Source organism: Dokdonia ponticola (assembly GCF_042653865.1).
Taxonomy (GTDB): domain Bacteria; phylum Bacteroidota; class Bacteroidia; order Flavobacteriales; family Flavobacteriaceae; genus Dokdonia; species Dokdonia ponticola.
The window spans coordinates 2,027-4,592 of the sequence record NZ_JBHSFV010000030.1; the positions used below are offsets into that span (position 1 = coordinate 2,027).

Annotated in this window: 5 protein-coding genes; 4 read left to right on the top strand and 1 reads right to left on the bottom strand. The window is 28.6% G+C overall.

All coding sequences use genetic code 11. The features are described from left to right. The 4 genes from ACFO3O_RS22340 to ACFO3O_RS22355 all read left to right on the top strand — a co-directional run. A partial coding sequence (locus ACFO3O_RS22340) for a hypothetical protein (RefSeq protein ID WP_379983043.1) occupies positions 1 to 502 on the top strand: 502 nt, incomplete at its 5' end. Positions 503 to 772: 270 nt separating this feature from the next. Then, the gene (locus tag ACFO3O_RS22345; protein ID WP_379983044.1) at positions 773 to 934 is read left to right on the top strand and encodes a hypothetical protein; all 162 of its coding nucleotides are present in this window, start codon (positions 773 to 775) and stop codon (positions 932 to 934) included. A gap of 70 nt (positions 935 to 1,004) precedes the next feature. Beyond that, a complete protein-coding gene (locus ACFO3O_RS22350; protein WP_379983045.1) occupies positions 1,005 to 1,682 on the top strand; it encodes a hypothetical protein in 678 nt (225 codons plus the stop codon). Next, entirely contained in the window at positions 1,679 to 1,885 is a 207-nt protein-coding gene (locus tag ACFO3O_RS22355; RefSeq protein WP_379983046.1) for a hypothetical protein, read from the top strand. Before ACFO3O_RS22350 ends, ACFO3O_RS22355 begins: the two co-directional genes overlap by 4 nt. 5 nt (positions 1,886 to 1,890) lie before the next feature. Here ACFO3O_RS22355 and ACFO3O_RS22360 read toward each other — a convergent pair whose 3' ends face one another. Next, positions 1,891 to 2,289, bottom strand: coding sequence for a hypothetical protein (locus ACFO3O_RS22360; RefSeq protein ID WP_379983047.1), 399 nt, complete (start codon positions 2,287 to 2,289; stop codon positions 1,891 to 1,893). Between the last annotated feature and the right edge of the window lie 277 nt (positions 2,290 to 2,566).

The following is a 2,566-nucleotide window of genomic DNA, read 5'->3' on the forward strand; positions in this document are numbered from 1 at the left end:
GGTATATTGCTCTGCTAAATGTAGAACAAAAGCCTGTAGAGTTCGTCACAATAAAGGCAAGCTAAGTGAACTTGTTAAAGAAGAACCCTCAAATAAATCCATAAATAATATGGATTTACTCACAGCTTCTATGGGTAGTGTTATTGGAAATACATTCAATGAACTTACAAATCCTAAAGCAACATTTATAGCACAAAAACGCGTAGAAGCTAAACAAGATCTTTTATTGGATAAAGTTGAAAACATTGAATTGAATCAGCTTAAAATGTCAATAGCATTGAATTGTGATAAATACAATAATAGTAAAGTAAATATTTTACCCACTATGCCTAGAAGTATCAAAGCTAAAAAAGACCCACGGATAAAAAAGCTGGTGGAGATAGAATTAAAAGAAGAATGGATAGATCGAAATTTTTATTGGGTAGCCCCTACAGTGATCGTTACGGTTTTATATGTATGCTATAAATTAATTCCTGATAAACGACAAAAGAAAGTAGCCTAAACCAAAGTTCTCAAACCCTAAAAAGATACTTACAACACATTACTTAATTTACAGTTCCTATATCTATTCGAAGTGTAAAAATCAAAAACCTCAATAATATTACGTGTTTACCGTATTATTATTGAGGTTTTATTATTGTTTTAATTTAATCATTAACAGTATATTAGCGAACCTTTACCGTTAATAATTATTTTATAACTATAAAGGGCTGTTTCATTTTAAGGAAAGGAAAAGATTACATTATTTCTGTTTAATCTAAATACCTTAAAAATGAAAAAATTATTATTAATTTTTACGATCTGTTTATTTACAATATCAATAGTTAGTTGTGAGCCAGACAAAAGCATTGAAGAAGAACAAAATGAATTTGCGACAGGACATGGAGAAGTCGGCGATCCAGCCGAAGAAACAGAAGAAGAGGGCGGTAATTAGTTTTTTAATAATATTACCATTAGTAACGGTAATAATATGTTCTATTGCCGTTACTTTCATCCACGAGTATGTGCCAGCAAATTCTCAAGAATACATAAATCATAAAAAGAAATACAAACCAATAATTGAAAGTAGAGACTCTAATTACAATCAAATTATACAAAAGCTTGAAAATGGGACTCAGCATGAAAAAGAATTAGCAATTCAATTCAGGTTAGTAGAAAAAAAATCAAATTTAGAACTAAAAAAATATCAAGCTATAAAAGCTGATATCTTAGAGAAGGATTCTTACATAGGATATACTTCTTTTAAAAACTTTTTACTCGGAGTAGGAATACGTGTATTTGCTTTAGTAGTATCTCTATTTAGTTTTTATCTAGTTTTAAAAGTAAATTTTACAAAAAATGAAAAGAGATTTTGGATTGTAGTATCCTCTGCTTTTATACTTTGTTCAGCTTATTGGGCTATTTGGAGTTTTCTTTATAAGGTCAATTCTAAAGGCGAATATGATTTTGAAAGGTTATCATACGATCTTGCATTATATGGACTGCCTGTAGTGATATTAGTGGCCTCTTATTTTTTATTTAAAAATAAAAAAACTTTAAAAGAACAAGAAGCACAATATAATACTGCTTTGAGCCAAGTCTTTGATTTAATAAGTATTAAAATCCCACCTCTAATTAACATTAATCGTCGTGCTGATTTCCTGAAAGAAAAAGAAGACACCATTAAGAAAATGAAGATATGAATAAGTGGTGGTTGAAATTAAAGCTTAAAAGACTAAAAAGGAAGGGTATTCTATCAGAGAAAGCACACCAAATCAACAAGAGCGATATTGATGAACTAGAAGCGTTGGAAGATCAAACTAAAAAGGATAAAATTATTATTTCTAAACTTGAAAAATCTATCGGAATAACCATTATTATAAAGTCGCTTAAAAACGATTTATAGTGACATCAATTACTACTATCTTGTTGCTTTTTGTAGAGTTCTTCTAAATAGTCTCTTTTGGCTTTCTCCTTAATAGAATCTTTAAGTATAATATAACTAGGGTGATCTTCTATTAAGGTAGTATTATTAATTAAAGCGCTCACAAAATCGTCAATAGTAATTTTGTGCTTACCTACTTTAATAAACTTAGCATAATTAGATGTCGAACTTTTTATTTTATCAATATTAGAGTTCTGTTCTTTAAAGAATTTCTCTTCTATTTCTCTAATTTCTAAGTCAGATAAAGATTCTCTTCTTACAGCTATTCTAATAGTAGCTTGTTCTTTGCCTATAATATCCCCTATATCCTTCCAAGACAACTTATTAAGTGCTTTGTATGATAATAATTTTTCGTAAAAATTCATGTTGAATTAGGGGTTCAAATGTTTTATATAGAAAAAAATTACTAATTATTTGTTCTAAATCGAACAAATGTTCTATATTAGCATTGTTATTAAGCACTAAAGTAGTTAAAATTTATAGATTTCTATAAAGGAAATCATACTCTAAAGAGTATGGATTGCTAATTGTGTGATAAACACAGGTTCTTTTATTAAATAGTTCAACCTAGATTAAACAAATCATAATTGTAAATGAGTATACTTGATGCTCTTTCACACCCAAAGGTTAGTTGGATTATTG